20 protein-coding genes and 1 tRNA gene are annotated in these 24,220 nt (G+C 36.7%); 7 read left to right on the top strand and 14 right to left on the bottom strand.

Translation table 11 applies throughout. The features are described from left to right. Positions 1 to 59: 59 nt before the first annotated feature. The 3 genes from dapB (at position 60) to mnmL (ending at position 3,255) form a co-directional block, all read left to right on the top strand. Positions 60 to 827 (top strand): 4-hydroxy-tetrahydrodipicolinate reductase, encoded by a 768-nt coding sequence (gene dapB, locus LS65_RS00305; RefSeq protein ID WP_034362764.1) that lies wholly within the window; start codon positions 60 to 62, stop codon positions 825 to 827. 68 nt (positions 828 to 895) lie between these two features. Further along, positions 896 to 2,308, top strand: coding sequence for an amidophosphoribosyltransferase (gene purF / locus LS65_RS00300; RefSeq protein WP_034362765.1), 1,413 nt, complete (start codon positions 896 to 898; stop codon positions 2,306 to 2,308). Then, a complete protein-coding gene (gene mnmL, locus LS65_RS00295) occupies positions 2,293 to 3,255 on the top strand; it encodes a tRNA modification radical SAM protein MnmL/YtqA (RefSeq protein WP_034362766.1) in 963 nt (320 codons plus the stop codon). The genes purF and mnmL overlap by 16 nt, the downstream gene beginning before the upstream one ends. A gap of 103 nt (positions 3,256 to 3,358) precedes the next feature. Here the strand turns inward: mnmL and LS65_RS00290 are convergent, their stop codons facing one another. The 10 genes from LS65_RS00290 to LS65_RS00245 form a co-directional block, all read right to left on the bottom strand. Beyond that, entirely contained in the window at positions 3,359 to 4,696 is a 1,338-nt protein-coding gene (locus tag LS65_RS00290) for a 2-hydroxyacyl-CoA dehydratase (protein ID WP_236096573.1), read from the bottom strand. 21 nt (positions 4,697 to 4,717) lie between these two features. Beyond that, the gene (locus tag LS65_RS00285; protein WP_034362767.1) at positions 4,718 to 7,747 is read right to left on the bottom strand and encodes an acyl-CoA dehydratase activase; all 3,030 of its coding nucleotides are present in this window, start codon (positions 7,745 to 7,747) and stop codon (positions 4,718 to 4,720) included. A gap of 48 nt (positions 7,748 to 7,795) precedes the next feature. Further along, positions 7,796 to 8,446: a hypothetical protein gene (locus tag LS65_RS00280; protein ID WP_034362768.1), complete on the bottom strand. Its 651-nt coding sequence runs from the start codon at positions 8,444 to 8,446 to the stop codon at positions 7,796 to 7,798. Continuing rightward, positions 8,446 to 9,021: a D-sedoheptulose 7-phosphate isomerase gene (gmhA, locus tag LS65_RS00275; RefSeq protein WP_034362770.1), complete on the bottom strand. Its 576-nt coding sequence runs from the start codon at positions 9,019 to 9,021 to the stop codon at positions 8,446 to 8,448. Before gmhA ends, LS65_RS00280 begins: the two co-directional genes overlap by 1 nt. Beyond that, positions 9,018 to 10,454 (bottom strand): D-glycero-beta-D-manno-heptose-7-phosphate kinase, encoded by a 1,437-nt coding sequence (gene rfaE1 / locus LS65_RS00270; RefSeq protein WP_034362772.1) that lies wholly within the window; start codon positions 10,452 to 10,454, stop codon positions 9,018 to 9,020. The genes gmhA and rfaE1 overlap by 4 nt, the downstream gene beginning before the upstream one ends. Positions 10,455 to 10,465: 11 nt before the next feature. Continuing rightward, on the bottom strand, positions 10,466 to 11,473 hold the full coding sequence (rfaD, locus tag LS65_RS00265) for an ADP-glyceromanno-heptose 6-epimerase (protein WP_034362773.1): 1,008 nt from the start codon (positions 11,471 to 11,473) through the stop codon (positions 10,466 to 10,468). A 9-nt stretch (positions 11,474 to 11,482) separates the two neighbouring features. Further along, positions 11,483 to 12,016, bottom strand: coding sequence for a D-glycero-alpha-D-manno-heptose-1,7-bisphosphate 7-phosphatase (locus tag LS65_RS00260; RefSeq protein ID WP_034362775.1), 534 nt, complete (start codon positions 12,014 to 12,016; stop codon positions 11,483 to 11,485). A gap of 8 nt (positions 12,017 to 12,024) precedes the next feature. Further along, on the bottom strand, positions 12,025 to 12,795 hold the full coding sequence (locus LS65_RS00255; RefSeq protein WP_034362777.1) for a sulfite exporter TauE/SafE family protein: 771 nt from the start codon (positions 12,793 to 12,795) through the stop codon (positions 12,025 to 12,027). 8 nt (positions 12,796 to 12,803) lie between these two features. After that, positions 12,804 to 13,733, bottom strand: coding sequence for a ribose-phosphate pyrophosphokinase (locus LS65_RS00250; protein WP_034362778.1), 930 nt, complete (start codon positions 13,731 to 13,733; stop codon positions 12,804 to 12,806). Between the two features lie 68 nt (positions 13,734 to 13,801). Continuing rightward, a complete protein-coding gene (locus LS65_RS00245) occupies positions 13,802 to 14,431 on the bottom strand; it encodes a hypothetical protein (protein WP_052061128.1) in 630 nt (209 codons plus the stop codon). A 114-nt stretch (positions 14,432 to 14,545) separates the two neighbouring features. Here LS65_RS00245 and der point away from each other — a divergent pair, with 114 nt between their 5' ends. Next, the gene (der, locus tag LS65_RS00240; RefSeq protein ID WP_034362780.1) at positions 14,546 to 16,081 is read left to right on the top strand and encodes a ribosome biogenesis GTPase Der; all 1,536 of its coding nucleotides are present in this window, start codon (positions 14,546 to 14,548) and stop codon (positions 16,079 to 16,081) included. A 93-nt stretch (positions 16,082 to 16,174) separates the two neighbouring features. Here der and LS65_RS00235 read toward each other — a convergent pair whose 3' ends face one another. The 3 genes from LS65_RS00235 to gap all read right to left on the bottom strand — a co-directional run bounded on the left by LS65_RS00235 (position 16,175) and on the right by gap (position 18,810). After that, complete coding sequence (locus tag LS65_RS00235) at positions 16,175 to 16,411, bottom strand: hypothetical protein (RefSeq protein ID WP_034362781.1); 237 nt, start codon at positions 16,409 to 16,411, stop codon at positions 16,175 to 16,177. Between the two features lie 87 nt (positions 16,412 to 16,498). Next, the gene (locus LS65_RS00230) at positions 16,499 to 17,773 is read right to left on the bottom strand and encodes a glucose-6-phosphate isomerase (protein WP_034362782.1); all 1,275 of its coding nucleotides are present in this window, start codon (positions 17,771 to 17,773) and stop codon (positions 16,499 to 16,501) included. Positions 17,774 to 17,802: 29 nt separating this feature from the next. Further along, on the bottom strand, positions 17,803 to 18,810 hold the full coding sequence (gene gap / locus LS65_RS00225) for a type I glyceraldehyde-3-phosphate dehydrogenase (protein ID WP_034362783.1): 1,008 nt from the start codon (positions 18,808 to 18,810) through the stop codon (positions 17,803 to 17,805). Positions 18,811 to 18,963: 153 nt separating this feature from the next. On the opposite strand from gap, the gene LS65_RS00220 reads away from it, so the two are divergent. Next, a tRNA-Arg gene (locus LS65_RS00220) sits at positions 18,964 to 19,040 on the top strand. Between the two features lie 365 nt (positions 19,041 to 19,405). On the opposite strand, the gene LS65_RS00215 is transcribed toward LS65_RS00220, so the two are convergent. After that, positions 19,406 to 21,499, bottom strand: coding sequence for an RNA degradosome polyphosphate kinase (locus LS65_RS00215; protein WP_034362784.1), 2,094 nt, complete (start codon positions 21,497 to 21,499; stop codon positions 19,406 to 19,408). Positions 21,500 to 21,707: 208 nt separating this feature from the next. Between LS65_RS00215 and LS65_RS00210 the strand changes: the two genes are divergently transcribed. Continuing rightward, complete coding sequence (locus tag LS65_RS00210) at positions 21,708 to 22,229, top strand: hypothetical protein (protein WP_034362786.1); 522 nt, start codon at positions 21,708 to 21,710, stop codon at positions 22,227 to 22,229. 149 nt (positions 22,230 to 22,378) lie between these two features. Next, complete coding sequence (locus LS65_RS00205; protein ID WP_034362787.1) at positions 22,379 to 24,220, top strand: menaquinone biosynthesis decarboxylase; 1,842 nt, start codon at positions 22,379 to 22,381, stop codon at positions 24,218 to 24,220.

Genomic DNA, 24,220 nt, shown 5'->3' with positions numbered 1-24,220 from the left:
AAGGATTCTTTTATAGAATCCTTGGCGTAAAATATAAGACTTCAATTAAGGGAGGATATATGCTAAAAGTAGGAATTTTTGGAGCGACAGGGCGAGTAGGGCGACTCCTTATTGAAGAAATTTTAAATCATTCTCAATTCACACTTTCAAGCGTATATGTTCGTAATGAATTGCAATATTCATTGCCTTCTAGCACGATGGTAACACGTGATTTTCATATCTTTTTGGAATCAAGTGATGTGATTATTGACTTTTCTTCACCAGAAGCAACAAAGGCTTTGCTTGAAGCAGCAATCACTTCTCCTACACCACTTGTTATAGGCACGACCGGGCTTGATAACGACATTCATCATCTTATTGAAGAATCTTCACATACGATGCCTATTTTATACGCTACAAATATGAGTAAAGGTATAGCTGTGCTTAACAAAATTGTTTCACTTGTAGCACAGACTTTAAAAGAGAGTAATATAGAAATTTGTGAGATTCACCACCGACATAAAAAAGATGCTCCATCAGGCACAGCATTGACTTTGGCACAAACTTGTGCAAATGCGAGAGGACTAAACCTAGATAAAGTGCGCATCAGCGGGCGCAATGGTATGATTGGAGAGCGAAGCGAGAGTGAAATTGCTGTGATGAGCTTACGTGGGGGTGATGTGTGCGGACGCCATAGCGTAGGATTCTATCTTGATGGTGAATATTTAGAACTCACTCATAATGCAACTTCACGACTTACTTTTGCTAAAGGTGCGCTTGATATGGCACATTGGATTACAAAACAAAAAAATGGCTTATACAGCATACAAGATGCTCTAGCACTCTAATCCTAAGGGTTTGCTTGTTAGTTTTGTTGCTATACAATCACGCCAAGACAAAATAAGGTGGCTAGAGTATGAAAAGCTGGAATGAAGAATGTGCAGTTGTAGGCGTGTATAATGTTGATAATGCAAGTGTGTTAAGTTATTATTCACTTTTTGCAATGCAACACAGAGGGCAGGAAGCAAGCGGAATCTCTGCAAGCAATGGCACAAAAATTACCACAATTAAAAGCACAGGACTTGTAACAAAAATTTTTACCCAGAAACGTTTAGATAAACTTCAGGGTCGCTCAAGTATTGGGCACAATCGCTATTCGACTGCAGGTGAAGATTCTATAAATGACACACAACCTATTTTTGCCCGATATGAGTTAGGAGAAATTGCCATAGCACACAATGGAAATCTTACTAACGCCAAAGATATGCGTAAAAAGCTTATCCAAAATGGTGCGATTTTCCAAAGCCACCTTGATACTGAAAATCTTATTCATTTAATTGCTCAAAGTAAAAAACAATCACTTAAGGATAGAATCATTGATGCATTAGGTTGTGTTGATGGTGCGTATTCTTTTGTCTTTCTCTCTCGGAGTAAAATGTTTGCCATACGCGACCGCTATGGTTTGCGCCCATTGAGCCTAGGTAAGATTCAAAATCAAGATGGCAGTATGGGCTATGTTGTGGCAAGTGAGAGTTGTGCATTTGACCTTATTGGTGCAGAATTTGTGCGTGAAGTGAATCCAGGAGAGTTGCTTATTTTTGATGGTGCATATTCCCTCACAGATACGCAACCTACAAGTATTCAAGTTTTTGAGCCAAATCCTCACTCCTGTGTGTTTGAACACATTTATTTTGCACGTCCTGATAGCACAATTTTTGGCTGCAATGTGTATAGGGCGCGTAAGCAAATGGGCGTAGAACTTGCAAAAGAGTATAGAATTGAGGCAGATATGGTGATTCCTGTGCCAGATTCTGGTGTAGCAGCAGCACTTGGGTATAGCAAGCAAAGTGGTATTGACTTTGAGCTTGGCATTATCCGTAATCACTATGTAGGGCGCACTTTTATTGAGCCTACACAGCAGGAGCGAGAACTTAAGGTGCGCTTAAAGCTTAATCCTATTAAAGAACTTATTGCGGGAAAAGATATTATTGTGATTGATGATTCTGTGGTGCGTGGCACGACAAGCCGACAAATTATAAAGATATTACGTCAAGCAGGAGCGAGAAAAATACATCTTCTTATCTCGTCTCCACCGACTATTTCACCTTGTTATTATGGTGTGGATACACCGCACAAAGAGCAACTTATTTGCGCTAATAAAAGTATTGAAGAAGTGCGAAAATATATTGGGGCGGATTCTTTAGGATTTCTCTCAATTCAAGGTTTAACAAAAAGTATAAATGGAGAATCTAAAGGTTGGTGCAAGGCGTGTTTTGATGAAGAATATATTGATGATTACACTAAGGATAAGCAATGCGACTCGTGTTAAGCGTAGGGCGATATTTTAAAAAACGATTTGGCACGAGAGTGCGAAAAATCCCCATATCTTTGCAAGGATTCACTTGTCCAAATATTGATGGGAGTTTAGCTAAAGGCGGTTGTATTTATTGTGATAATGAAAGCTTCTCACCTAGCCTTATAAAGCTTGATAAAATCTCACAAGTAAAGATGAATTTTTCCCTTAGCACAAATCCACTTCTTCCTAAGCAGCTCAAACAGCTTGAAGAGCAATTTTATTGGCATAGTGAATTTCATCAAAGCAAATTTGGTGTGAGTAAATATATGGTGTATTTTCAGTCTTACACAAATACTTATGCACCATTTGACACACTAAAAGCTCTCTATGATAAGGCTCTAAGTTTCCCTAATGTCGTTGGGCTAAGTATAGGCACACGCATTGATTGTGTAAAAGATGAGGTGCTTGAACTTTTGGGCGATTATGTTAAAAAAGGCAAGGAGATTTGGCTAGAGTATGGGATTCAATCTGTGTATGATAGAACGCTTGAAATTACAAATCGCGCTCATAGCATTGCTGGAGCAAAAGAGATGTTTGAAAAAACGCGTGAAAAAGGTATAAAAGTATGTGCGCATCTTATCTACGGGCTACCAGATGAGACAGAAGAGATGATGCTACACTCTCTTGATTCGGTGTTAGAATGGGGGATAAATGGTATTAAGATTCACCCACTATATGTTGTCAATGGCACGAGATTAGCCAAACTTTATAAAGATGGGCAATATGAGCCTATCAGTATAGAAACTTTTAGTAACCTCATTGTAAAATCCCTGCAAAAAATCCCGCCTGATGTTGTTGTGCAAAGAATTAGTGCTGGAGCGCACGATGAAACTCTCCTTGCACCTAAATGGTGTTTTGATAAAAATATTCAAATGCGCTACATTCGTGATAGATTAAAAGAAGTGGGCATAGAATATTAATTAAGTTTTTGGTGTAAAGATAAAGATTATAAAGTAGTGAAGCAGACAGAAACAATAAGCGCAAATTGATTCTATCTGCTCATATAAAAATCTTTAGGGTAGATTATGCTTTTTGGGCGTGAGCTTTTTTGGCATTACTTAGCATAAGCTTAATGCGATTTTCTTGATTGACTTTTGTCGCACCCGGGTCATAATCAATCGATACAATATTACTTTGTGGGTTGCGTTCTTTGATTGTCTTCATCATACCACGTCCTACAATATGATTAGGCAGACAGCCAAAAGGTTGGGTGCAGACGATATTTTCTACACCTTGTTCGATGAGCTCAAGCATTTCAGCAGTGAGTAGCCACCCTTCTCCCATATTCATACCTTGTGATACATAGCCTTGCACTGCTTTTTTTGTATATTTAAATGCAGTAGGTGCTCTAAATACTCCGTGTTTTTTAATCGCTTTAATTGTATCAAGCTGTTTGTTAGCAAAATACCAATACACCACACGATAAATGAGGGATTGCATAAATGTGCCACCATACATTTTACCATCTACGATTGTATCGTTAATGCAGTAGAGGCAAAAATCCATAAAGCCCGGAATCACAACCTCGCAATCCTCACTCAAAAGAAAATCTTCAAGATTATTATTACCAAGTGGAGAGAATTTGATATAAATCTCACCTACAATGCCTACACGCACTTTTTGCTTAGAATCTCGTGGAATAGAAGCAAAATCGTCAAGGATAAGTTTCATATCTTTTTTGAGCACGCTGTATTTTCTTAAGCCTTCATTTGTGCCCTCACTTGTAATGCGGCGCACCCATTTATCTACCATTGCATCGGTATCACCCTTATTTTTTTCATAAGGGCGACATTGATTAGCAATATGCATAATCAAATCCCCATAAACAATAGCATTGAGTAGATTCTGTAACATTGGGCGAGTAACGCTAAAGCCTTGGTCAGATTCTAATCCGCTAAAATTAAGAGAGATAACAGGAATATTCCCAAATCCTGCTTTGTTAAGGGCTTTTCGTAAAAGATAAATATAATTGCTTGCCCGACAACCTCCACCTGTTTGTGTAATGAGTAATGCGACCTTGTCTAAATCCCATTTACCGCTTTTAAGCGCATCAATCATTTGTCCAATCACAAGCAATGCAGGGTAACAAGTGTCATTATGCACATTGCGCAAACCTTCATCTACTACACCTTTGCCATCATTATGTAAAAGCTCTGCATTATAGCCGTGCAAGTGTAAGATTTTCACAAGCAATTCAAAATGCACAGGTAACATCATTGGCACGAGAATGGTATGTGTTTGTTTCATCTCTGCAGTAAATGGAACACGTTTGAGTTCGCGCTTATTTTCTGCTTTAATAATAAGCGATTGAGAATCTGGCATTTGCCAAGAATTGATATGAGGGGTCATTTTTTGTGTCATAGGATTCCTTTATGAATAAATTTAAGCATTCTCAAGTATTTGAGTTGATTGTAGCAAAATTTTTGCCTTTTTTTGAGCTTGTTTTTCTTCCATCGCTCCAATGAGACTGCGGATTCTGATTTTGACTGCACCCAAATTACTGATTTCATCAATTTTGAGTTGAGTGTAGAATCTGCCGTGAGATTCTAAAATCTCGCGCACTTCATCAGTCGTGATAGAATCTATTCCACAGCCAAAACTTACAAGTTGCACAAGCTCAAGATTTTCATCATTGCTTACAAATGCTGCTGCATTATAAAGTCGTGAATGGTAACTCCATTGGTTGAGAATATGAAGCTCACCCGCATCTGCTAAATGCTCTATACTATCTTCACTTAGCACAACAAGTCCAAGTGAATTGATAAGCTTATCAATGCCGTGATTAATTTCTGGGTCAATATGATAAGGACGCCCACATAGCACGATAGCTTTAAGCTTATTAGCTCGTGCAAAATGCAGAGCTTTTTCTCCTTGTTCTTTAATATCACTAAGCCATTCATCACGCACTTCATAAGCTTTATCTACAGCTTGTAGGAATGCCTTTTTATCTGCACCAAGCTCTTTTTTGAAAAATTCAAATCCTTTTTTTCTAAAATCATCTTTTTTATGCAAGCCAAAATAAGGATAGAAAAATTTTACTTCACGCAACTTATCAACATTAGCATTTAATAACTCGGGATAATACGCTACAACAGGGCAGTTATAGTTATTTGTGCTTGAATCTTTATGTTTTTCATCACCTGCAAAACTATAACTCATACAAGGATAGAATATTTTATCAACCCCCTTTTTGAGGAGATTCTCGATATGTCCGTGCAAAAGCTTGGCAGGGTAGCACACTGTATCGCTAGGAATGCTATATTGTCCAAGTGCAAAGGTTTTGCGTGTAGTCATATCAGAAACTACCACTTCATAGCCTAATTCACTAAGTAGTGTGTGCCAAAATGGCAAGTTTTCATACATATTTAAACCCAGAGGAATGCCGATTTTTCCTTTTGTAAGGCGAGATTTATCCATATTTTCATAGGCACAAAGAGATTTGATTTTATTGAGTTTATAATCATATAGATTTGGTAAGAAAAGAAGCTTTTTGAATCCCAAGGGCTTATCACAACGATTACCTGATATGAATTTTTTACCTTCACCAAAGCGGTTAATTGTGAGGTGGCAATTATTTCCACAGATTTTACATACACTTGCAGTTGCAGTATGTTTAAATGTGGCTAATTCTTCTTGTTTCATCGTGCTTGAATGCTCTAGATTCAAATCTTTTGCATATAGTGCTGCACCAAAAGCTCCCATAAGACCACTTATTTTGGGACGCACGACTTCTCTGCCGATTTCTTTTTCAAAGCTCCTTAGCACAGCATTATTAAGGAACGTCCCACCTTGCACAACAATTTGTTTTCCTAAATCGTCTGCATCGCGTGCGCGTATGACTTTGTAAATTGCATTTTTAACGACACTCATAGAAAGTCCAGCACTAATATCCTCAATACTTGCCCCCTCTTTTTGCGCTTCTTTAACAGAGCTGTTCATAAACACGGTGCAGCGGCTTCCAAGTTCAACAGGGTGTTTCGATTCTAAACCAAGTTTTGAAAAAGTTTGTATATCATAGCCCATAGATTTTGCAAATGTTTCAATAAAGCTTCCACAACCTGAACTACACGCTTCATTAAGCATTATAGAATCTATGGTTTGATTTTTGATATAAAAACATTTCATATCTTGTCCGCCAATATCAATAATAAAATCTACTTGAGGATTAAAATATTTAGCAGCTTTAAGATGAGCCATTGTTTCCACAAGCCCAGAATCAAGATTAAATGCAGCCTTTATAAGCTCCTCACCATAGCCTGTAACTGCACTTCCTTTGATATTTATTTTATCACCAAAATGCTCATAAATATAGGCAAGTTGAGAGCTAATGACAGCAACCGGGTTGCCTTGATTGGAGTTGTAATATTGATATACAATGGCATTGTTGCTATCAAGCATAACAAGTTTTGTTGTCGTGCTTCCACAATCTATACCGATATAGACATCAATTTTTTGGTAATTATGAGATTCATAGGCTTTTTGAATATCTATTTCTTCTACACTTGCGCTTTCGTGTCGCGCTATAAACGCATCATAGTCGGCTTGTGAAACAAAAAGTGGTTCAAGGTATTTGTTGGTTGAAGCAGTGTTTTTGCTTTCTTCGAGTGTATGAATCAGTGATTGACAAGTATAAGTTTTTTCAAGCTCACGTGCTTGAAGTGCGACACCAATTGCCACCGCGTATTGTGCAAAATCTGGAAAAATAGCGTGTTCTTCATCAAGCTTTAAAGTTTTAGCAAATCGTTCTTGCAAGCCTTTATAATAAAAAAGTGGTCCCCCAAGGAAAAGAATCTTGCCTTCAATTTTGCGTCCTTGAGCTAAACCTGTGATAGTTTGATCTACGACAGCTTGAAAAATACTAGCAGTAATATCTTCTTTATTGACACCTTGATTGAGAAGTGGCTGAACATCGGTTTTGGCAAACACACCACAACGTGAGGCAATAGGGTAGATTTTTTGACATTTGAGTGAGATTTTATCAAATTCCTCAGGAGTAATAGCAAGGAGAGTTACCATTTGGTCGATAAATGCACCTGTGCCACCAGCACAAGAACCATTCATTCTCTCTTCTGTTCCACCGGTTAAAAATATGATTTTTGCATCTTCTCCACCTAGCTCAATCACTGCGTCAGCATCAGGAACAAGATGTCTAACCGCACCAGCTGTAGCAAATACTTCTTGCACAAAGTCAATACCTGTAGCTTTGCAGATACCAAATCCAGCAGAGCCAGAGATTGCCACTTTAAGCTCCTTATCACCGACAATATCTGTGATTCTTTGCACAATCTCTATGGTTTTTTCACGCACTTTTGAATAATGCCGCTCATAGACTTTGAAAATGATTTCATCTCCGTCCATAAGGACAACCTTTGCTGTTGTACTCCCAATATCAATCCCTAAAGTAAGACTCATAAAATAAAACTCCCAAGTCAAAAATTAAAACAATATTTTAACATAAGATTAACAACAACAAATATGTAAGGTATCTCCTACTATGTGTATCCATACATTTGAATCTAAAGTGATTAACTTTTTGCATTTAAAACAAGAAAGGTGCGCATTTTGTAGGGCAATCATTTCTTTTTGTCTTATATCAGGGCGAGATTCTAAAAGTTTGAGCCATTGGTAGGAAAAAACATATACGCTCAAAGTGCTATTAATGACTTCACTTTCACGTATTTGACTTAAAATATCACTACACATCGCACATAATTCAAGCGGATAGTCATTGTATAATCCTATTTCGCTTAAGCCTTGTTTGATACTTACATTGAAAGCATTTTTTGTGGTTCTTTTAGCAATATAGTGTCGTGTATCAAGTGTGCGCGGTTTATTTGCAAGACTAAAATCCTTTGCAATTTCGTTACATACACAAAAATGTAGTTTGGGCAAACCATAGAGTTGAGATTGTTTGTAGGTCATACGATTTTCGTGCAAAAATACAGGTATAAGTAACCCATCACTTAAGAGCACATAAATAAAATAATGCCCAAATACAATATCCAAAAGTGCGACATTCACACCATCAGTGTAAAGTGCATCTTGTAGTGTATCGTGAATTACATCTTTTTGTGTGTTTTGTAGGGATTGTAATGTTTTTAGAAGAAGCATTATGCTCCTTTATCTATACTTGCTTTCTCAATAATATCACACAAAATATGAATGACTAGGATATGTAACTCTTGGATTCTAGGTGTGTCATTATCTGGCATAATAAGATTTATATCGCATATTTCATTGAGTTTGCCTCCATCACGCCCACTTAATCCGATGATGCTACAACCTATATTACGTGCGACTTTTGCGGCTTGAAGCACATTTGCAGAGTTTCCACTTGTAGAAATACCAAAAAATACATCACCTTTTTGTGCAAGTGCTTCTACTTGACGCGAAAACACAAATTCAAATCCATAGTCATTCCCAATAGCTGTGAGTGCGGAAGTATCTACACTTAAAGCAATGCCTGCCAAGCCTTTGCGCTCTCTTTTGTATCTGCCAGTAAGTTCAGCGGCAAAATGTTGGGCATCAGCAGCACTACCGCCATTGCCACAGATAAGAATCTTCCTACCTTGTGCGAGAGATTGTGTGAGTAAAGAAGCAGCTTTTTGTATCTGCTCTGTGAGTGAAAAAATTTTTTGCGCACTTTGTAAGTGAGCATTAAATTCAGATTCTATAAATGTTTTCATTTTTTGCTCCTTTGAATACTATCTATAATGTTTGAAGTAGAATAACCCTCTACAAAATCTATCAATATAACTTCTTTAGCATATTCACTTCCCACAACTTCTTTATTATGGTAATCCCCACCTTTGACAAGCACATCAGGTTGAATTGCTTTGATAAGCTCTAGTGGCGTATCTTCGCTAAAGCTTACCACATAATCTACACATTCCAAGCCAGCAAGCATAAGGGCGCGATTATTGAGAGGATTAATAGGGCGTTCTTTGCCTTTAAGTCGTTTTATAGAATCATCATCATTTAATCCCACAATAAGAAGTCCTCCTAAATCACGAGCGTGGTTGAGGTAATTTAAATGTCCGATATGTAAAATATCAAAACAACCATTGGTGAATACAATTTTATTTTGTTTGAGAGTTTTTAGAATCTTGAGTAAATTTTCTTTTGAGATAATTTTAGATTCTATATGCTGCTGGAGGTTAGAGGGTTGTGTGTGAGCATATTGTAAAATCTCATTATGAGTGGCGACTGCACTTCCGACTTTGCCTACAACAACAGCAGCAGCAGCATTAGCAAATTCGCACGCCTGTAAAATATCACACCCGCTACTTAGTGCAAAACCAAGTGCAGCAATCACGGTATCCCCTGCACCTGTAACATCATAGACTTCTTTTGCTCGTGTAGGAATGCGCTCCATAGCATCATTTGCAAATATACCTATGCCATCTTCACTAAGTGTGATGAGCGAAATATCAAGCTGGCATTTATTTTTTAGTGTCATTCCCGCACGAATGAGGCTTTCTTCATTAGAAATTATTATATCTGTGGCAAGTTCTGCCTCTTTTTTGTTTGGTGTAAGGAGAGTTGCACCACGATATTTGCTATAATCTTTGCCTTTTGGGTCGCAAAGCACAAATTTAGATTTCTTTTTTGCGTAAGTGATGACAAATTGGGTGAGTTCATCATTGAGTAATCCCTTGCCATAATCCGAGATTATTATACAATCTACTTCATCAAGCACGGCGTGGAGACGTTGCATAATATCAATTTGAATGCTAGAATCTATGGGTGCTTTGCTTTCTCTATCTATGCGTAAAACTTGTTGATTTGCGATAATAACGCGTGTCTTTTTAGTTGTAGGACGTGAAGTATCCACAAAAAGATATGAAATATCTACTCCTATAGATTCTAATTTATCTCCTAGCCATAATCCTGTGTCATCATTGCCTACCACACCACATACAAAGACTTGAGCATTAAGTGCAATAAGGTTATGTGCGACATTACAAGCCCCACCTAAGCGATTGCTTTCATTTTTGACATCTACCACTTGCACAGGAGCTTCAGGAGAGATACGCTCACAGCTTCCCCATACATAATGATCAATCATTAAATCCCCGATAACAAGGATTTTGGGGCTTTTAGATTCTAAATTAAACATTTTTATCCTTGCTATTTTCTTTTGTTTTCGTGCTCAAAAATAGCTTGAATTTCATTCAGATATAGCTTTATACCTTCTTCAAGATTAAATCGTGGCACATAGGAGAGTGCTTCTTTTGTGGAGGCAATATCTGCTTCTGTGTGTGTTTGGAAAAAGCTATAAGGATTTTCAATATATTCTACTTCAAACTCACCAAGCCCAGCTTTGAGACAAGCGATAATATCATTAAAACTTCTTGCTTCACCACTTCCGACATTATAAATCCCACTTTGTGTGGATTCTATTGCCTTGACATTAGCTTGAATCACATCTTTGATATAGACAAAATCACGTTTTTGCTCCCCATTTTTAAAAAGTCGCACTTTTTTATGCGTGAGAGCTTGAAGTCCAAGTTGCAAAATCATTGATGCAGTTTTACCTTTATAAAATTCTCTTTCTCCATATACATTAAAATATCGCAGTCCGATAATAGGGCAAGTTGGGTCTTGTGCGAGAATTTTTCTTACACTCTCGTCCATACAAAGTTTAGAATAACCATAAATATTTTCAGGTATTTCGCCACTTCCTACACTATTTGGTGCAGGCGAATTGCCATAAGTTCCAGCCGATGAAGCATAAATAAGCATTGCTTGAGATTGATTCGCAATTTCAAGTAATTGTAAAAAAGCTTCGTGATTTGTTTTCATTACAAGCTCTTGATTAAGCACGGTAGTATCAGAAATTGCTGCTTGATGAAAGATAATATCAAAATCATAGGCTTTGAGTTTTTCTAAATCTTCTTTATTGTTAATATCACCTACGATAACTTTGCCTTTAAAGCCAATAATATTTTTAAAATGTCCAAGTGAAGTAGGGTTACCACTTGGGAAGGTATCATCATTGCGAAATTTATCAAATATATAAATTTGAGCTAATGGGTGATGTTTTTGGAAATAAAAAGCAAGATTGCTTCCTATAAAACCAGCCCCACCCGTGATGAGTATTTTTTTTTCTGCAAGGTCATCATAAATATATTTCATTCTTGCTCCTTATAAAGTGATATTCTTTATTATACTATGGAGTTGGTGTAAAGTTGTAATCTTTTGCACATTTTTTAGTGAATTGTCGCTTACTTGTGCATCTCCTAGTAAAAATCTCCCATTAATGTGTGCATTTTGCGCACATTGCATATCTGTAATTTTATCACCTACAAAAAAAGATTGTGTCAAATCAATGTTAAAGTCTTTGCACGCAGATTCTATCATTCCTGTCTTTGGTTTGCGACAATCACAATTTTGGCTTGGCAAATGCGGACAATGATAGATTCTATCAAAAGTAAATCCGCATTGTGTATATATGCAATCTTGCATATATTGATGAAGGGCATTTAAATCAGATTCACTATAATAGCCGCGTGCAATACCAGATTGATTAGTGATAACAAGCAAAAGATAGTCTTGAGCTTTGAGTGTTTTAAGTAAAGGAAAAAGCCCATCGCAGAAGATAAAATCTTCAATTTTATATACATAGCCATTATCTTGATTGATTACCCCATCTCTATCAAAAAATGCACATTTTTGCATAGAACCTCCTAGAAGAATGGCAATAAGCCTAGAGATTTGCTTGCCTTATACATTTCATACAATCCAAATCCTACCATAGTTGCACCACTTAAGCGTAAAAAGAGAAGACGTTTGTTTTGCAGGCTTGAGCTTATAAGTCCTAAAAGCAAGAGTGAAGGTATAGTCATAATTCCAAAGATTCCCATAACAATTGCGCCATTTACACCATTTCCTGCTATTGCTGCAGTGAGGAGGAAGTAATACACAATGCCACAAGGGAGTAAGCCATTGCACAAGCCAAGTATGTAAAGTCGCCATTTTGTGCCTTGTGTGAGGAGAGAGCGCATAAAGGTAATAATATGTGCATAAAATGGAAACTTTAAGCTACGAATATGTAGATTCACAAATTGTCCTATCACTAAGCCATAGATTACAAGTAAAACACCTATAACAAGCAAAATACTAAACTTTATATTCTCATTTGGCATAGCAATATGTCCTAAAGCACCAACAAGGAATCCAAGCACACAATAGGTTGTGATTTTGCCACAATGATAGAGGAGATGAAAGGGAAGTTGATAGCCTAAAGATGATATGATGTTATAAAAAATAGAATGTGTGTTTTCTTTTTGTGTTTTTAGCATAGGTGTTGGATTTTTTGAATCTTGAGAAGCAAAAGAGTTGCGTGTAGGTAAAGAGGCACTATAGGCTAAGACTATGCCTCCACACATACCGATACAATGTCCTATCGAGGCAAAAAATGCAATACTTGCTAGAGTAATAAGCTCAATATGTTCCATAGAGATTCTTAGATAAAGAGTGAATTGACACTTTCATTATGGTAGATTCTGCGTATGACTTCAGCAAAAAGAGGTGCGGCGTTTAGGACTTTAATTTTTGGGTGTGTTGTGGAGAGAGGGATAGAATTTGTAACAACCACTTCATCAAGCGCACTTTGAGCGATTCGTTCAAGAGCCGGACCACTTAGCACGGGGTGTGTGCCTAGAGCCATTATGCTGTTTGCCCCACGAGATTTGAGCACATTAGCAGCTTTACACATTGTGCCTGCAGTGTCAATCATATCATCTACGAGAATGACATCTTTGCCCTCTACATCGCCGATAATATTCATCACTTCACTTTCATTTGCTCTTTGACGTTTTTTATCCACAATCACTAAGCCCATTCCTAATCTATCAGCAAAATGTCTTGCTCTTGCTACTCCGCCAATATCGGGTGAGGCAATGATAGGATTCTTAAAGGATTTAGCACGGAGATAATCTACAAACATAATAGAACCATAGAGATTATCCACAGGTATATCAAAAAATCCTTGAATCTGCCCTGCGTGTAAATCCATTGTAATAACGCGATGAACACCGCTTTGTTCAATAAGATTTGCTACAAGTTTGGCACTAATTGGCACGCGAGGTGAAGCCTTCCTGTCTTGTCTTGCATAGCCAAAATATGGAATCACCGCATTTATGCTGTTTGCCCCACTTCTCCTTAGTGCATCAGTAATAATAAGAAGTTCCATAAGATTGTCATTTGTAGGAGCGCAAGTAGGCTGAACGATAAAGACATCTTTTCCACGTACAGATTCGTTAATTTGCACATTGATTTCGCCATCACTGAAACGATTAATACTTGCTTTTGAGAGACTAATATCAAGAAAATTTGCAAGATCTTGACTAAAAGTTATATGAGCTGAACCGCTAAAAATTTTGAATCCACGCATAGAATGCCTTTAAAGGTAAAATAAAGACACATTATAAGCTATCTTATTTTATTTTTGGTTTATTTTTATTAAATTTCTTTTAATTGGCATTGTAAAAAAAGTTCAGTTTGTCCCTGTGTTAAAAGTCGTGGGTTAATGGCATTGTTGAGGTCAATAAGCATTTCACTTTGCGCTCTATCACGGATAAAATGTTTGCTTTGCACGATATGGCAAGGCGAGTGTAAAATAGCCTCATCAAAATTGTGGATTCTATAAATGGTAAGGGTTTCGCGTGGATTCTTGCTTTCATCATTATATTCTTCAAGTGTAAGTCTAAAGCTTGTTGGAGCAATTTCGCTATAAAGATTCGAGCCTTTAATGCTTGAGTAATAAAAGAGAATCTCCTTACCTTGATTATAAATTTGCGTAGTGCTTTTGGCAGAACGTAATGTGCGTGCATCAAGCATTGATTTTTGTTGATTGAGAAAATTTTTGAGTTTTTGTGAGGTAGGCACGAGCGCGTAAGAATCTCCATACATTGCAAAATGTGCATCATCTTTTTGAAGGATAAAGACTACACCTTCATCAACATACACTTCTTTTCCCTTGTCTCCTTGTGGGAGGACTTCTTGATGATCTTGTATCAAAGGAGCTTGTGCTCTAAGCGTTGCTGTTATTATTCCTGTGCAAAAAAGCAGGGGAATGAGAATCTTATACATTGTGATTCCTTATATTTCTATCAAGCTAAAGTCAATTTTAGCTAACATATCATTATAAAAACATTTTTTCTAAACTAAGTAAATTATGGTAGCATATTATTAAAGGATATACAAATGAAAAGTATAGCGATTTTAGGTAAGCCAAATGTTGGTAAAAGTTCCCTTTTTAATCGACTGATTAGGCAGCATTTGGCTATTACCTCGCCTGTGAGAGGCACAACGCGTGATGTAAAAAAGTCGTATTTTGATATAAGTGGCGTTGATGTGGAGATTATTGATACAGGTGGGCTTGAAAAGACACAAGGACTTTTTGCTAAAGTAAGTGAGCATTCTAAAAAAGCTGCATTAGGGGCAGATATGGTGTTGTATATGGTCGATGGAAGCATTATCCCACAAGATGATGATATAGCCTATTTTCGCACATTACAGAGAGAAAAAAAACCACTTTTGCTTGTCGTGAATAAAGTAGATAATGACAAAATCAAGCAGAGAGCGTGGGATTTTAGTGCATTTGGAGCGCAGGAGATGTGCTTTATTTCTGTGCAACATAATCGTGGTATAAGTCTTTTGCTTGAGAGCATTTTTGATATATTGCATCTTGCCAAAGAGCAGCCTTTAGGAGAGCATTTAAAAGGGCAACTTGAGGATATAGATGAGAGTTTGGAGGAGTTTTTAGAATCTCTAGATTCTAAACCACAAGAGGAGGATTGCATAGCGGTTGGAATTATTGGGCGCGTAAATGTCGGTAAAAGCTCACTTTTGAATGCACTTTTGGGCACAGAAAGGAGTGTAGTAAGTGAGGTAGCTGGGACAACTATCGACCCTGTCGATGAGGAGATAATGCTAGAGGATAAAAAAGTGAAATTTATCGATACAGCAGGGATTAGAAGAGCAGGGAAAATAGAGGGTATTGAAAAGTTTGCCCTTAATCGCACAAATGCAGTGCTTTCTCAAAGTCATATTGCGATTTTGGTGCTTGATGCAAGCGCACCTTTTGTTGAACTAGATGAAAAAATTAGCTCTCTTATTCCTAAACACGCTTTGGGTGTGATTGTTGTGTTAAACAAATGGGATAAAAAGTATAAAGAATACAAAGAGATAATCCAAGAATTTAAGCATAGATTCCCTTTTCTCTCTTTTGCACCGGTGATGACTTTAAGTGCGACTAATGGACGTAATATTGATAAACTGAAAGCGGAGATTCTAAAAGTATATGAGCGATTTTGCTTTAGAATCCCAACGAGTGCGCTCAATGATGTGATAGCGCAAGCAGTAAGCACGCATCATATCCCAAGCGACCACGGCAAAATAGTAAAAATTTATTATGCAACACAATATGACATAAAGCCCCCACAAATTGCACTTGTAAGCAATCGCCCAAAGAGTTTGCATTTTAGCTATAAGCGATATTTGATTAATGTATTGCGCAAGGAATTTGATTTTAGCGGTGTGCCTTTGTTTTTGAGTGCTAAGGCAAAGAATCAAAATGATATAGAGCAAGAGGATAGAGCACAAAATGAACAAGAGCACACAAAACAAGATATATTAAAACAAAATACAAAGGGGCAAAAAGGCTCTAAAAAACTTAAAGATTCAAAGATTCAAAAAGCCAAGCCACATAGGCGTGGAGATAAGAATACAAGGTATTAATTTGCCCTAAAGCGCAAAAATAATATAACTTCCTTAATGTATTACTCTTTTTATCATCAAAGCTCATTATACCTTGCTGATGGTGTTTTTTGGTTATTTTATTTTAAAAAAATCTTTTAAAATAGTTTCCATTGATATGTTATAAAGTTCATCAGCTTCACTTTCTTCTATATTTAACTTTTCCATAAATTTACTTTTAATTATTTCTTTATTTTTTCTCCCAATAATTGATTGCTCTTGTAATATTTCATAGATAATATTGCACTCCTCATCAGTCCTGTGTGTTTTTTCCTTTAGATTCTCTATCAGTTTTCCTTTATTTCTTTTCATTATCATATCCTCTCAATTTATTACTTTTATAACGAAGTTTTAAATCAAAGATTCCTTAGATTATACAAAATTTTGCATAATTCCACTTTATGCTTCAAAGAGTTTTTTTAATCTTGCCTTGCCAAATTCTACACCGGGCTGGTCATAGGTATTTATTTCAAAAATATTCCCCACACAAGAAGTAAGGAGTTCAAAATAAGCAATGAGAATCCCCACACTCTCTTCAGACAAACTCATTATTTCAATGCAATCTGTGGTAATACCCTCATTTTCTATTGTCTGCATCGTAGCAATACGTTGATTGTGGAGCAAAGTCGCAAAACTCTGGTTATTGACAAAATTTGTAGATTCTAAATATTCAATATTTACATTTGGAATACTTGGCTGTGCGCTATGAGTGGGATTAAGGCTTAAAAAAGTTACGCTTTTATCGCGCACACCTTGCACGATAAGCTGCAAAAATGAATGTTGGTCAATACTGCCAATAAGTGCGATAGGAGTTAGTCCCACCCTTTCCCCCATAGGATTAAGCTTACCTAAACTCTCTCCCCATAATTGCACATACCAAGCATTAAACTGCATAAAAAGACTAGAGTAAGAAAATAGGACATTCATAGGAATGCGTTGTCTTTGTCTCGCATAAGTCAATGCTTTGTATAAAATATGCTCCTCTTTGCGTTCAAAAAACCTTTGTGTCATTAGAGCAGCCCCACGCAACAAATTCTCTATATCAAATCCCAAAATCGCTAAAGGCACAAGCCCAACCGCACTTAAAATAGAGAATCTCCCACCCACATTTGGCATAATCTCAAAATGCTTAACTTCCACACTTTTTGCCCAAGATTCAAGCGGTGAAGCCTTATCTGTAATTACAAGCAAATGCTTTTTGCTTTCTCTGCTTTCAAGTATATTGTAAAGTTTGAGCACATATTTAAGCAATGAAGAAGTTTCAATAGTCGTGCCTGATTTTGAAATTACAATAAAAAGTGCATTATGTAAAGCTACATTTTGCAGTGCTTTGGTAATATGTAAAGGGTCTGTATGCTCTAAAAATACAAGTTTAAGGGCATTTCTGTGTGGCAAATGCTCAAGCATACCATCAATTGCTTTTAATCCTAAAGAACTTCCACCAATACCAATAATCACAAGATATGAGAGAGAATCTAAAAACTGCCCATTATCCTTGATGTAAGCCTTTGCTTGCTGCAAAGCATTTGTTTCAAAAGGCAAATCATAATAGCCACTTTTCTTGCTTTCGCGCTCTTTAAGGATACCTTCAAACACCTTATCACATTCGCTTTGAGCATATGTATGAGGAAAATGCAGAGAAAATTTCACCATAGAATCTAGCCCATTTTTCATAAGATTTCAATCTACCATTTCATTTGAGATTAGCCTAGATTCTTACATACATACACACTCATATCTACAAGGCGGTGTGTATAGCCTATTTCATTATCATACCACGCAAGAACTTTAGCACTCTTTTGACTTACGACTATGGTTTTATCAGGCACGACAATAGCACTTGCACTTGAGCCGATAAAATCACTTGAAACTCTCTGCTCATCATCAACGATAATAAGTCCTTTCATTGCTCCATTGAGAATCTCCCCATTTTGTGCTTTGTAAAATGCTTCATTTAAGCTCTCTTTACTGACTTCATTTTTTAGATTCACACTCAAATCTACAAGGCTTACATCAGGAGTTGGCACACGCACCGCAATACCATTAAGCTTACCTGCAAGATGTGGAAGCACAAGTCCTATTGCCTTTGCTGCACCTGTGCTTGTGGGAATCATATTTAAAGCTGCTGCACGCGCACGGCGTAAATCTTTATGCTTGACATCAAGCAGATTCTGGTCGTTTGTGTAACTATGAATAGTTGTCATCAAGCCATTTTCTATACCAAAAGTGCTATCCAGCACATTAACAATAGGTGCAAGGCAGTTTGTAGTGCAAGAAGCATTTGAAATGACTGCTTCACCATTGTATTGTGTGTGATTAACCCCATAAACAAAAGTCGGTGTATTGTCCGCAGGTGCAGATATAATCACCCTTTTTACATTACCCTTAAGATGAGTGCTTGATTTTTCCAAAGCATTAAATTTGCCTGTGCATTCTAACACACCAATTGCTGCTCCAAAATCAAGATTCTTAGGATCTCTATCACTTAGGATTTTTACATTTTTACTCTTGCCAATGCGTAGCGTATGGCTATCTATTTTTTCTACATCATAGCTTCTATGCACAGAATCATAACGCAATAAATGCACGAGCGTATCCAATTCAGCAGTGCTATTAATTGCTACAATCTCTACATCATCGCGTGTGCCAATAATCCTAGCTGCACATAGTCCTATGCGTCCAGTGCCATTGATTGCGAGTTTAAGTGCCATAACTTCTCCTTTGGTGAAATAAAGTAAAATATGTTTAAGGTTTAGCTAAAAGGGTATATTCTAGCATAAAAATGCCTATTTAGCACTTTTTGACTTGATTTCTATCATATAAAAATGTAAAATGCGCGTTTTTAGCTTATTGTTTTCAAGCTTGTCCTCGTAGCTCAGCTGGATAGAGCACACGATTCCTAATCGTGAGGTCATGCGTTCGAATCGCATCGGGGACACCAAAAATAATCAATCTACAGGCTCTTCAATTTTTGGAAAGCTTGCATTTAAACATATATTCAAAAACAAGATCTAAATCTTGTGGGTCTATATCTTCGTGAAATAAATCACTCATATTACAAACGCAAACTTTAGAACCGCTTGGATATAATTTGTATTTAATATCTCTTCTAATTTGCTTTTGTGAAATACAACTTTATCGCACCCTGGTGATATTTTGGTGCAACCTGTAACAAAGTTCCAAACTTCTGTATAATGCAATCTACCCATTCTCTCTCCATAGCATTATTTAAAGCTTTTTGCTTTGTTTTATCCTTAAGCAATATCGTTTATTTTTTGATATTAGTTATATTTTGTTAAAAGTATTTTAACTTTCTTTTAACATTCTTTTAGCAAGTTTTTTTGCCTTAATCACTTCATCATTGCTCACAGAATCCCCATAAATAGCATTCACATATTCTTCATAAGCAAGTTGTGAGCTAAATGGTTTTTGTGTGCTTACTACTTTTTGATACTCTCCATTACTTTGCAGTTCATACATTTGGACATTATCATTAAGCTGCATTTGCAAGATTTCCATTAATCGCTTACTCATTTGTTCATTAAGACTTGGAGTAAGAATTTCAACACGTCTCTCAAGATTTCTTGGCATAATATCTGCTGAAGCGAAATACACACCTACTTTATCATTTTTAAAATGGTAGATTCGAGCGTGTTCAAGGTATTTTCCAATAATTGAAAACACACGGATATTTTCACTCACACCTTTTATACCCGGACGTAAAGCACATACACCACGCACGATTAAATCAATCTTTACTCCAGCTATTGAAGCTCCATAAAGTGCGCGTATCACATCAATATCTACAAACGCATTTGCTTTCATAATAATCCGCCCTTGTGTTCCCATTTTCTTTTCTTGCTCAATAAGCTCTAAAATCTTTGTTTTAATCTGTGTGGGAGCAATATATAGGTGTCCTAGCTTTGTGCGATAAGATGAACCTGTTGATAGGCTATGAAAAAGTTTTACCGCATCTTTTGCAAAATGTTCATTACAAGTTAGAAGCGATAAATCAGTGTAGATTTTAGCTGTGCTTGGATTATAATTTCCCGTGCTTAAATGCACATACTCTTTGAGTGTATTGCCAATTTTTTTAATCACAAGGGCAATTTTTGCATGCACCTTGAGACCCGGAACTCCATAGATTACGTGCGCACCAGCAGATTCTAAAGAATGTGCCCAATATAAGTTATTTTCTTCATCAAATCGGGCTTTAAGTTCAACGAGTGCGGTTACCTGTTTATTGTTTTCTGCAGCCTGAATAAGAGCTTTAACAATAGGTGAATTTTTACCCACGCGATAAAGTGTCATACGAATGGATAGCACATCAGGGTCTTTTGCAGCACTTTGAATAAAATTTACTATCGGGTCAAAACTCTCATAGGGGTGAAATAACACAATGTCGTTACTTTCCATAGTGGATAAAATTTCTGCATTTCCGTGCAGTGGTGGCAAAGTCTTTGGATTAAAAGGTGGCGTAGTAAGATGCGCATAGGCTTTGCTCCCTACGAGCTCCCATAATCCACTAAGATTCAAAGGGATATTATAAACATACACATCTTTAGGATCTACCTTTAAGTGCGAATTGATAAAATCAAGCAGACTATTATCCTTATCCGCACCGATTTCTAGGCGCACTACCTCACCTTTTCTACGCGTTTTTAAACCCTCACTCATAATCTCAATAAAATCATCTGCCTCTTCTTCTTCAATCTCCATATCTGCATTACGTGTGATTCTAAAAGGCACATAATTTAGAATCTCATAATCCCCAAATAGCTCGCTAGCAAACTCTCCCACAATATTTTCAATAGCGACAAAAATGCCACTTTCAATTTCAACAAAACGAGAAAGTAAGCGTGAAATTCTCACCATTGCAAACTTAGTGCTGTTATCTTGTGTGTCTTTGAGCTTTAAGGCGATAGCAAAGCTTAGATTATTAAGATGAGGGAAAGGATGTGTTGCATCTACTGCCACAGGCACAATCACTGGATAGAGATAGTTAATAAAAAATTCGTGTAATCGCTTCTTTTGGTCATTATTGAGTTCATTTACTTGTTTAATATGCATATTTTCTTTGGCTAATCCACTCTGAATCTCTTTAAAAACATTCTCTAATGTGGATTTTTCTTTAACAAGATATTCTCTTATACTTTTTAATTGCTGCAAAGGTGTTAGCTTATCCGCGCCTACTTCAGTAATACCACTCGCATAAAGTCGCTTAAGCCCTGCCACTCGTATCATATAAAATTCATCAAGATTTGTGCCATAGATTGCAACAAATTTTAGTCGTTCTAAAAGTGGAATATTTGTATTTTTAGCTTCATTGAGCACACGAGTATTGAACTTTAGCCACGAAAGCTCACGATTAAAATACATTTTGGAATCATTGATTGTCATATGTCTTTCCCCCTTATCAAGTATGGTTTGCAAATCCCATTGTATCTAAATTGCCTTTAAAGTTATGTCGCTTTCCTTAATTCTTATCATAATTCCACAAGGATTGGTAAAATCGTTTCAAATTTTCAAAAAGCTTATACATTTTAAGATAAGTAAATGATATTTTGACTATAATGCGCCCTCATTTTACAAACTTAAGGAGTGAAGAATGAAAAAATACTTCCTTTCATTGCTTTGTGTAGCAGGATTCGGTTTAAATGTGCAAGCTGCGAGTATTATGGGATTTGAAATTAGCCCTGAATTTGGTTTAGGTGCAGGGCAAACAAAACAAACTTTGTCTAGTGTCGATACAAACTTTAAAGATTATAGTGTGTTTGGGCGTATTTGGCTCGGTGCTTTTGATTTTGTGGTAGCTCCACAAGTAAAATATGATTTTAATTCAGCTTCAAATTCAAATGATGATTATCGTAATTTGCAATATGGGGTATCTGTGGGATATAATATTGGGCTTTTTGTTGCACGATTAACACCCTATGTAGGGGTGAATTATTCAAGCTTTAATAAAATTTATGAAGATACCACTGCTTATAATGCAGGTTTAAAGCTTAAGTTTGATTTGATTCCTATCTCTCTTGGTGTGCTTTATACTTATCAAAAGCCAGAGATTGAGAGAACAAAACAAGAGGTGAAAATGCAAAGCATACAAGCCCTTATTGGTGTGCATTTCTAAGATTTATTTTTTAAGATTCTAAAAATTTTGCAAAGTTTTAGAATCTTATTTTCTATTTGCCTTAGAGCGTTGCGTGTTATGTCTTTTGTTGCCAAGTCTTAAAGGTATTTGACACAAGGAGCTAGGGTAATTTATCTTGGGAGCTTTATATGGCTTTAGATTCTCATAAACTTATCGACTTTTTGCAATCCCATAATGAACTCATTATTATTGATGAACCTCTTGATATTTATTTGCAAATTCCTCAACTTGCTTATCTTGAAGTAAAAAAACCAACAAGCAAGGCTCTTCTTTTTACAAATCCTATTTGTAGTAAAAGCGGAAGAAATTTTGATATACCTGTGCTTATGAATGTTTTTGGCTCACACAAAAGGCTTAATCTTTTGCTTGATAAACCCATTGCAGACATCGCTCAGCACATACAGAATCTTCTTGCACTTAAACCACCAAAGGGTGCAAGAGCGATTCTAAAAAAACTACAAGAACTTTATGCTTTACGCTATGCTTTTCCCAAATACAGCAAAAAGCGTGGCTTATGTCAAGAAATCGTGCAAATGGAGAATCTAAATCTCTTTGATTTACCTATTCTCACGACTTGGGAGAAAGATGGTGGAGCATTTATCACTATGGGGCAAGTCTATACACAGAATCTTCAAGGCACGCAGAAAAATCTAGGTATGTATCGCTTACAAGTCTATGATGAAAAGCATTTGGGGTTACATTGGCAGATTCATAAGGATTCTCAACATTTTTTCCACGAATATAAACAAGCAGGGCAAAAAATGCCTGTAAGTATTGCACTTGGCGGAGACCCTTTATATATTTGGTGCGGACAAGCTCCACTTCCTATTGGTATTTTTGAGCTTATGCTTTATGGTTTCATACGCGCAAAAAAACCTGTGCTTTGTCCTTGCATTACTAATCCACTTTTTGTGCCAAATGATGTAGATATTGTCATTGAGGGTTGGGTAGATACTGCACAAATGCGTGATGAAGGACCATTTGGCGATCATACAGGATTCTATACGCCTATTGAGCCTTATCCTGTGCTTGAAGTGAGCGCAATCACAATGCGCAAAAAACCTATTTTTCCTGCCACAATCGTTGGCAAACCTCCGCTTGAAGATAAATATATGGGCTATTTGACAGAGCGCGTATTTTTGCCATTATTGCAAACTACTGCACACGGCTTGATTGATTACCATATGCCTGAAAATGGTGTTTTTCATAATCTTATTTTTGCAAAAATCAAGCCTCAATATCCAAGCCACGCACAGCAGATTATGCACAATTTTTGGGGTGTAGGGCAGATGAGTTTTGTAAAACACGCCATTTTTGTTGATGAAAATGCTCCAGATTTAACAGATTATGAATCCTTTGGCACTTATGTGTTAGAGCGATTTGCACCAGATAAATTACTGATTACAGAGGGAATCTGCGATGCACTTGACCACGCAAGTCCGCATTTTGCCCACGGAGGAAAGCTTGGCATAGAGGCGATTACACCCGTGAGCAAACCACATTTTAAAGCTTTAAGTGATGAGGAGTTATGGCAAAAATGCGCACATTTATTCCCAAATGCAAAGGCATTAAAGCAGTATTTTACCCACACGAGTAATCCTCTATGTATTGTGAGCGTAGAAAAAAATGGACGTATTTTTAGCCAACTGCAAGAGAAAATGCAAGTATTTGAATCTTTGCAAGATTACTTGAGCATTATTATCTTTGTAGATTCTGGAAAAAATAATCTTAATAATCCTTATATGCTCACTTGGCGCATTGTTAATAATATTGACGCAAAGAGGGATATTTTAATTGCTGATTCTCTTGTTTTTGTTGATGCAACTGATAAATCAACTTGTGATGGATATATGCGTGAATGGCCCCAAGATACAAACTGCACTCAATCTGTGATTAATGCACTCAAAGAAAAAGGTTTAATTGATGATATAGATGATGAGTTTTTAGAACATTTTGGTATTTTACATTAA

The sequence above is a fragment of the Helicobacter japonicus genome (assembly GCF_000762845.2).
GTDB lineage: Bacteria > Campylobacterota > Campylobacteria > Campylobacterales > Helicobacteraceae > Helicobacter_C > Helicobacter_C japonicus.
Note: the sequence above shows the minus strand (reverse complement) of the source record. Positions and strands in the feature narration are given on the sequence as shown.